The organism is Bacillus sp. 7884-1, from assembly GCF_002272245.1.
Taxonomy (GTDB): Bacteria; Bacillota; Bacilli; order Bacillales; family Cytobacillaceae; genus Neobacillus.
Window position 1 is genome coordinate 1 of record NZ_NPDD01000284.1, and the last position, 7,876, is coordinate 7,876.

At 40.1% G+C, this 7,876-nt stretch carries 6 protein-coding genes, 1 tRNA gene and 1 other annotated feature; of the genes, 1 reads left to right on the plus strand and 6 read right to left on the minus strand.

The window, feature by feature from the left end; genetic code table 11:
• Positions 1-123: 123 nt before the first annotated feature.
• The 6 genes from CHI06_RS27990 to guaB all read right to left on the minus strand — a co-directional run bounded on the left by CHI06_RS27990 (position 124) and on the right by guaB (position 6,590).
• Positions 124-216 (minus strand) — tRNA-Ser (locus tag CHI06_RS27990).
• A gap of 71 nt (positions 217-287) precedes the next feature.
• The gene (serS, locus tag CHI06_RS27995; RefSeq protein WP_095251912.1) at positions 288-1,568 is read right to left on the minus strand and encodes a serine--tRNA ligase; all 1,281 of its coding nucleotides are present in this window, start codon (positions 1,566-1,568) and stop codon (positions 288-290) included.
• A gap of 123 nt (positions 1,569-1,691) precedes the next feature.
• Positions 1,692-1,916 (minus strand) — a binding site (T-box leader).
• 51 nt (positions 1,917-1,967) lie between these two features.
• Positions 1,968-2,552, minus strand: coding sequence for a pyridoxal 5'-phosphate synthase glutaminase subunit PdxT (gene pdxT / locus CHI06_RS28000; protein WP_306453855.1), 585 nt, complete (start codon positions 2,550-2,552; stop codon positions 1,968-1,970).
• 7 nt (positions 2,553-2,559) lie between these two features.
• Entirely contained in the window at positions 2,560-3,444 is an 885-nt protein-coding gene (gene pdxS, locus CHI06_RS28005) for a pyridoxal 5'-phosphate synthase lyase subunit PdxS (RefSeq protein WP_179292814.1), read from the minus strand.
• 169 nt (positions 3,445-3,613) lie between these two features.
• Complete coding sequence (locus tag CHI06_RS28010) at positions 3,614-4,948, minus strand: D-alanyl-D-alanine carboxypeptidase family protein (protein WP_218833130.1); 1,335 nt, start codon at positions 4,946-4,948, stop codon at positions 3,614-3,616.
• Positions 4,949-5,123: 175 nt separating this feature from the next.
• Positions 5,124-6,590: an IMP dehydrogenase gene (guaB, locus tag CHI06_RS28015; RefSeq protein ID WP_095251916.1), complete on the minus strand. Its 1,467-nt coding sequence runs from the start codon at positions 6,588-6,590 to the stop codon at positions 5,124-5,126.
• Between the two features lie 108 nt (positions 6,591-6,698).
• Here guaB and CHI06_RS28020 point away from each other — a divergent pair, with 108 nt between their 5' ends.
• Positions 6,699-7,640, plus strand: coding sequence for a YaaC family protein (locus CHI06_RS28020; RefSeq protein WP_095251917.1), 942 nt, complete (start codon positions 6,699-6,701; stop codon positions 7,638-7,640).
• The last annotated feature ends 236 nt before the right edge of the window (positions 7,641-7,876 follow it).

Below are 7,876 nucleotides of genomic sequence, written 5' to 3' on the forward strand. Positions count from 1 at the left end.
CAGTTTCCTTTAACACAGCCACTACTTTAAAAAAATACATAAAAAAAAATCCGCCCAATTGCTTGGGACGGATTTTATCTCCAGTTTTATGCGCGATTATATTAAAATTAAAATTAAAATTAATGGAGGAGGAAGAGGGATTCGAACCCCCGCGCGGTATGACCCGCCTGTCGGTTTTCAAGACCGATCCCTTCAGCCAGACTTGGGTATTCCTCCGTGTTGACAAGATATAGATTAACATAATGATTTATACCTGTCAACATTTTATTAAATAAAATTATTTTATTTTATTCTGGCACAATAACTTCTTTATTCCCCATATACGGACGTAACACTTCCGGGATGACCACACTGCCATCCTCCTGCTGGTAATTTTCTAAGATAGCAGCGACTGTTCTTCCAATTGCCAAGCCAGATCCATTTAGGGTATGAACATGTTCGGGTTTTGCCTTTGGATCACGTCGGAAGCGAATATTGGCACGACGCGCTTGGAAAGCTTCGAAATTACTGCAAGAAGAAATTTCACGGTAGGTACCATAGCTTGGAATCCATACCTCAATATCGTACTTTTTGGCGGCCGTAAAGCCGAGGTCACCGGTACACATGCTCAACACACGGTATGGTAACTCGAGTAATTGAAGGACGCGCTCTGCATCACTTGTCAGTTTCTCAAGTTCCTCATAAGAATCCTCTGGCTTAACAAACTTCACTAGTTCCACCTTGTTAAATTGGTGCTGACGAATTAATCCGCGGGTATCACGCCCTGCAGAGCCAGCTTCAGAACGGAAGCATGCACTGTACGCCGCAAAGCGGATTGGAAGTTCATTCCCGCTTAGTATTTCATCACGATGGAGATTGGTGACAGGCACCTCTGCTGTTGGAATTAAGAAGTAATCTTCATTTTCAATTAAAAATGCATCTTCCTCGAATTTTGGCAGCTGTCCTGTACCTGTCATGCTTGCACGGTTAACCATATAAGGCGGTAAAATTTCTTTATAGCCATGCTCATCCACATGCAGGTCGAGCATAAAATTCATAAGTGCACGCTCTAAGCGAGCCCCAAGCCCTTTATAAAAAACAAAACGGCTGCCGGTAACTTTGCCCGCACGTTCAAAGTCAAGAATCCCCAAATGGTCCGCAACGTCCCAGTGCGGCTTCGCTTCAAAGTCAAAGTCGCGAACATGTCCCCATTTTCTTATTTCTACGTTTTCATCCTCTGTTTCACCAACTGGAACACTTTCATGGGGAATATTCGGAATGCTCATTAACAACAAATCAAGCGTTTCCTCGACACTGCGGAGCTCCTCATCCAATACTTTAATTCTATCACCGACCTCACGCATTTCCAAAATAAGATGGTCAGCATCGGCCTTCTCACGCTTTAAAGCAGCTACCTGCTGGGAAACCTCGTTCCGTTTGCTTTTTAACTGCTCAGCCTCAACAATTAAATCACGTCTGCGCTGATCTAAGTCCTCAAATTTACCAAGGTCTGTTAGGTCCTCCCCGCGGTGTTGAAGTTTTTCCTTAACCTCTGCAAAATTAGCTCGTAATACTTTAATATCTAACATCTTTCCCACTCCTAACTAAATAATAAAGCGTAAGCGCCTTGCACAGGGAAAAAAGAAGTTCATTTTTTCCTAGGCGCTGCGGCTAGGTTCAATAAATAAATACAAAAAACTCCCGTCCCCAAAAACAGGGACGAGAGTTACCCGCGTTACCACCCTGGTTGACAGCTATTAGTCTGTCCACCTTGAAAAAAATTAACGGTTTTTACCGAAAGTACTTACTGACCCATGTAGGGTGTTTTCGCACCTTTGCTCGAGGATGGATTCACAAGCTTCAAACACCGATTCACACCAGCCACCGGCTCTCTATAGATTGAACTTCTTGTTACTAGTTCCTCTCATTGCTTTAACTTTATTTATTTATTAAAAATTTACTATAATTATCCACCAAATGCAATCAAATTATACCAATTGTTTTGCTTTTGCTTCCTTTACCATATCAACAAAGTAAGCCGTAAGCTCATGCTTATCTGTTAATTCTGGATGGAACGAGCAGCCAAGGAATTGACCTTCACGTGCGGCCACAATGCGGTCATTGTGCTTTGAAAGAATTTCTACTTCTGAACCAGCTTCAACGATATGAGGTGCACGGATAAAGACTGCTGGGAAGCTGTCAGCCACATCCTTGATCGCAAGGTCTGCCTCAAAGCTATCGACTTGGCGGCCAAAAGAATTACGTTCGACCTTAATGTCCATCACACCAATATGAGGTTCATGACCAACTAGGTTTTTCGCTAATAGAATAAGACCTGCACATGTACCGAACATCGGTTTACCTTCCGCAGCAAATTCCTTAAGTGCATCCATGAAATCATATTTATCAATCAAGCGGCGCATCGCAGTGCTTTCACCACCGGGAAGGATCAAGCCATCAATTCCTTTTAATTCTTCTTTTCGCTTAATGGCAACAGCTTCGACCCCACATTCCTCAATAGAGCGAATGTGTTCACGAACAGCTCCCTGTAAAGCAAGTACCCCTATTTTCACCATGATCTTACCAGCCTCTATCTTGCATGCGAGCTTCAGGAGCCAAGGATGAAATTTCAATACCTTTCATTGGTGCTCCTAAGTCCTTAGAAAGCTCTGCAATCAATTTGTAGTCTTGGTAATGAGTTGTAGCTTCCACAATCGCTCTTGCAAACTTTGCTGGATTCTCTGATTTAAAAATTCCTGAACCTACGAATACTCCGTCTGCACCTAACTGCATCATCAATGCTGCATCAGCAGGAGTTGCAATTCCGCCAGCCGCAAAGTTAACCACTGGAAGGCGGCCAAGACGCTTAATTTCAAGGAGTAATTCAAATGGTGCTCCTAATAGCTTTGCTTCTGTCATAAGCTCATCTTCATTCATTCCTACTACTTTACGAACCTGACCGTTTACTTTGCGCATATGGCGAACGGCTTCAACAATATTACCTGTTCCTGGCTCACCTTTCGTACGAAGCATAGAAGCTCCTTCACCAATCCTGCGGGCAGCCTCACCAAGGTCACGGCAGCCGCAAACAAATGGAACGGTAAAATCACTTTTATATAAATGGTACTCTTCATCCGCTGGGGTTAAAACTTCACTTTCATCAATATAGTCTACCCCCATTGCTTCTAGGACACGTGCTTCAACAATATGGCCAATTCTTGCCTTCGCCATTACAGGGATTGATACCGAATTTAGTACTTCTTCAATAATTCTAGGGTCAGCCATTCTGGCAACACCGCCTGCTGCACGGATGTCAGATGGTACACGCTCTAGAGCCATTACCGCAACCGCACCAGCCTCTTCAGCAATTCTTGCCTGCTCTGCATTAACAACGTCCATGATGACGCCGCCCTTTTGCATTTCAGCCATTCCGCGTTTAACTCGATCTGTACCTGTTTTCATGATAAATCCCCCTTGTGAGTTTTATTTTTATAAATATTGCAAAAAATTAACGTATAAATATAGGAAATATTGTTAATTCGTTCGGAATTAGATTGTTCCCATAAAATCATTAAAGCAACAAAAAAGGATTCCTGTCAAGACAAGAATCCTTTTGCTACATATTTCCTAATTTTTAAAACCAACCTTTAACCGTGGAAGAGATGCCTCCCCAAAGGTCTCCAAAGAATCCGCCGATTCCCCTCAACATTAGAACGAACCAATTTGCCTTTTCAACATCCTCAGCTGCAATGACATCAACGGTAATATTGTTCTGCCCTTTATCTGTTAAAAATCCTAAACTTTCAGCCTCTTTAGGTTGAATGGATAAAGTTCCAACCTTTTCACCCTTTTTAATAGGTGCCGTAAGTTCGCCTTGTTTATTAATCTTCTTTTTATCGAGTGTTAAAACGGTTTTAAAATTATCCTTTTCCCCATTCTTTACAACCATGTTAACAGCATCTTTTGTATAAATTTTCACTTGATTTTCTTTACCCTTGATTACAGGTAAAGTCTTTTTGCCCTTAACCTGATAGTTCTTTGGAATAATTTCTACTTTTTTAAAATTATTAAAAGCGAAATCTAGAATCTTTCTTGTTTCTTTGAATCGTTCGGATTGGGAACCTGTATTCATAACAACGGATATAAAGCGTTGACCATCTCTAATCGCTGTTCCCGTAAAATTATAACCTGCAAAAGGAGTGGATCCCGTTTTTAAACCATCCAAACCATCATAAACAAATTGTTGATAATTTGGGTAATCCGCTGCAAGTTCTTCGTATCCTTCTAACATCCAGTTCCAGTTGTCCATTACAAATTCATCTTCCGTACCCTTTGCAAAAATCTTTTCTGGTACGCTGGATGTTTTCAGTACCTCTGGGAAGTCATGTAATAAATGGGATGCTAAGGACGCAACATCCTTTGCAGACATGATGTTTTCCTCATCAGGGTCACCCACTATTTCAGGAAAGTGCTTTAAAATATCACGATTATTTAAACCTGAAGAGTTTACAAATTTATACGTCTTTAGACCAAGCTCTGCTGCCTTATTATTCATCATTTCTACAAATTTTGCTTCAGATCCCCCAATAATTTCAGCAATGGCCATTGTAGCAGCATTGGCAGATTCAATAGCCATTGCCGCATACAAATCTTCTACCTTATACTTTGCTTCAACTCGTAGAAAAACATTACTTAAACTATTGTCATGCGACATTTTAGAAAGTTCAGGGGAAACCACGTACTCTTGATTCCACTTCACTTTCCCTTCTTTTACTGCTTCTAAAAGTAAGTACTCTGTCATCATTTTAGTCATACTTGCAATTCCCAGAGCGGTTTCGGAATTCTTTTCGTATAGAATCATGCCAGTATCTGCATCAACCAATATAGCTCCAGATGCATTAACATCTAATCCTACAGTTTCTGCCTCTGCTTTATTTATGCCTGCAAAAAGGCTAAAAATCATGATCATTGCCAAGGAACTGGCGATAAGTTTTCGATAAAAAAGTTTATTCACAATAATACCCTCCAACGATTTTTTACACTTTGGTTATTTTATCATAACTGGGGTTCAAATCATAGACAGAGGATAGGACTATCTTTTTACAAAAAAAAGACAGAGAAGACAGTGCTTCTCTGTTTTTTCATTAAGACAATGAGTAATTTGGTGCCTCTTTTGTAATTTGAACATCATGAGGATGACTTTCACGGAGTCCTGCCCCTGACATTTTAACAAATTGAGAATTATTTCTTAATTCTTCTAGGTCCTTTGTTCCACAATAGCCCATGCCGGAACGTAAACCGCCGATTAATTGGTAAATGGTTTCAGCTAATGGTCCTTTATAAGGTAAGCGCCCTTCGATTCCTTCAGGAACAAACTTCTTATTATCCTCCTGGAAATAGCGATCCTTTGAACCCTTTTCCATTGCTGCTACTGAACCCATACCACGATAGACCTTAAAGCGGCGTCCTTGGAAAATTTCTGTCTCTCCAGGGCTTTCGGTTACTCCTGCAAGCATGCTTCCCAGCATAACAGCATGACCGCCTGCTGCAAGTGCCTTCACGATATCGCCTGAATATTTAATGCCGCCATCTGCAATGATAGACTTGCCATATTTTCTAGCCTCTGTAGCACAGTCATAAACAGCCGTGATTTGCGGCACGCCTACACCTGCCACTACTCGTGTCGTACAAATGGAGCCTGGTCCAATTCCAACCTTAACGACATCCGCTCCTGCTTCAATCAATGCCGCAGTTGCTTCTCCTGTAGCCACATTCCCTGCAACTATTGTTAAATCAGGATATTGACCTCTTATCTCCTTAACGGTATCAAGAACGCCCTTTGAATGACCATGAGCTGTATCTACGACTATAACATCCACATTAGCCTTTACCAGCTTTTCAATCCGCAGCATCGTATCCTTTGTTACTCCAACTGCTGCACCAGCTAATAAGCGACCCTGCTTATCTTTTGCTGAATTTGGAAACTCAATTACCTTTTCAATATCCTTAATGGTAATTAACCCTTTTAACACACCTTGATTGTCTACTAACGGGAGCTTTTCTATTTTATATTTTTGAAGAATTTTCTCTGCCTCTTTTAGAGTAGTTCCTACGGGAGCCGTTACAAGATTTTCCTTGGTCATCACATCAGAAATCTTAAAAGAGTAATCTTGAATAAAACGCAGGTCACGATTGGTAATGATGCCTACCAGTCTCTGCTCCTCAAGATTATTCACAATTGGCACTCCTGAAATCCGATATTTGCCCATTAAATGCTCGGCATCATATACCTGATGCTCTGGAGTTAGGTAAAATGGATCGGTAATAACACCACTTTCAGACCTCTTAACTTTTTCAACCTGTTCAGCCTGCTGTTCAATCGTCATATTTTTATGGATGATACCAAGACCACCCTGGCGAGCCATAGAAATCGCCATTTCTGCTTCTGTTACGGTATCCATCCCTGCACTAATAATTGGGATATTTAGCTTTACATTAGACGATAACTCTACTTGAAGATTTACATCACGCGGCAGTACTTCTGATTTACCAGGAATTAATAGGACATCGTCAAACGTTAAACCTTCTTTAGCAAATTTACTCTCCCACATCTTTTATGGCCTCCAGGAAAAAATTTTTTAATTGTAGGTTATCAATTGGACAAAATACTGTCAAGGAGAACGATTTAGTCAAACTTTTCTGAAAAAAGGTGATTACCATTGGCATCAGACTTTAAAGGATGGAAAAGCTATGCAAGTTTTTTTTCTGCAGAGCATTGCCAGACCTATTTAAAAAACAAATATAAAAAGTGGAATATCGATAACCCTGAACAAAAAAGCTATGAAAACTGCTATGCCTTTCTCTATTATCTCGAGCATGGGCAAATTTATTATCAACAGGCAGAAAATGCGCCGCTTATCCTAAAACCCATCCTACTTTTTTACGGTTTCGTACATTTAATAAAAGCATGTATATTAACGATAGACCCGGCATATCCGGAAACGACATCTGTTTTAGCTCATGGAGTCTCAACTAGAAAAAGAAAAAAACAGAATTACCAATTTTTCCAAGATGAAGTGAAGTTTCAAAAGAACGGACTTTTTCCATTTATGTCAGAGAAAATGTTTCATATGAAACAATTGGAAGGGGATAAAATTACGATGGAGGAGCTCCTAGAGCTCATTCCTGAATTAGATAACCTATTTTTGGTACATGAGTCCAAAAGCACTTTTACACCCATATACACTCTGAATGGGCAACTAGCAGTACCAGAAAAGATATTGGATCACTATCATATGACCGAAGATAGATTAAAGGAGTTTCTTACATCAAAATCAGGAAATCAGATTGAGTTTTTAAATGAAGGACTTTTGTTTCAATTCAACAAAAGTATGTTTACTGGGATTTCACCGATTAAATTTAATCTAGAAAGCAGTTCCTTTGCACTGCCGCTGAAGAAGGAAAATTTATTTGTTTTCCCAGAGCTGATGGTCCATTATCTCTTGCTTTATAATTTAAGTATGATTGCAAGATATGAAACAGAATGGTGGAGTGAGCTAACAAAAATGATGCCAAATCGTGATTATCCCTTTATTAAAACCTTTTTGGAGATTACGCTGCATAAAGGGCCGTTTTTGATATATGAGTACTTGATGAGTTAATATTTTTAGGAAAAGGTTACTTCGTGGGGATTGTGTTAGGCTATTCGTTACCGTTATCTTTAAAAAAATCGTTATCCGGGCACGAATAGCTTTTATTCGTTACCGTTTTCTCTATAAGTTAGGCGCGCGGGCATGAATAACTCCTATTCGTTACCGTTTTCTTTAGAAGTACCGCAGTGGGGGCACAAATCTCGAACTATTATTTTATTTACAACCTAATGTCCTTTCGGACAATA

Bases quoted from the DNA above. Each gene is read 5' to 3' on its own strand.
- serS (WP_095251912.1), bottom strand. From the start codon at position 1,568: ATGTTAGATATTAAAGTATTACGAGCTAATTTTGCAGAGGTTAAGGAA.
- CHI06_RS28010 (WP_218833130.1), bottom strand. From the start codon at position 4,948: ATGATCATGATTTTTAGCCTTTTTGCAGGCATAAATAAAGCAGAGGCA.
- guaB (WP_095251916.1), bottom strand. From the start codon at position 6,590: ATGTGGGAGAGTAAATTTGCTAAAGAAGGTTTAACGTTTGACGATGTC.